This window comes from Rhizobacter sp. P2_H2, from assembly GCF_056403375.1.
The window spans coordinates 1-599 of the sequence record NZ_JBFUFP010001783.1; the positions used below are offsets into that span (position 1 = coordinate 1).

Below are 599 nucleotides of genomic sequence, written 5' to 3' on the forward strand. Positions count from 1 at the left end.
ACCTCGAGCCACTTCGCGTCGGGCGTGACCATGCGCCACGAGGCCAGGTTGTCGAGCGCGGTACCCCACAGCACGGCCTTCTTGCCGCCGGCGTTCATCGCGATGTTGCCGCCGACGCACGAAGCCTCGGCCGAGGTCGGGTCGACCGCGAACACGTGGCCGGCGCGCTCGGCGGCATCGGCCACGCGCTGCGTGACGACGCCGGCCTCGGTCCAGATGGTCGCCACGTCGCGGTCCATGCCGGGCAGGCGCATCACCTCGACCTCGGTCATCGCCTCGAGCTTCTCGGTGTTGATGACCGCGCTGTTCCAGGTCAGCGGCACGGCGCCGCCGGTGTAGCCGGTGCCGCCCCCGCGCGGGATGATCGTCAGGCCCAGCTCGATGCACGCCTTCACGAGCGCCGCCATCTCGGCCTCGGTGTCGGGGGTCAGCACGACGAACGGGTACTCGACACGCCAGTCGGTGGCATCGGTCACGTGCGAGACGCGCGACAGGCCGTCGTACTTGATGTTGTCCTTTGCGGTGTGGCGGCCGAGCGCCCGCGTGGCCTTGCGGCGCAGCGCGTCCATCGCGTCGAACTGGTCGGCGAAGGCCTGCAC

The 599-nt window shown here is 70.8% G+C and carries 1 protein-coding gene; it reads right to left on the minus strand.

Going from position 1 to position 599, the window contains the following annotated elements; genetic code table 11:
- The coding region (locus AC1D15_RS36185; protein ID WP_477829886.1) for an FAD-binding oxidoreductase at nt 1-599 on the minus strand (599 nt) is incomplete at both ends.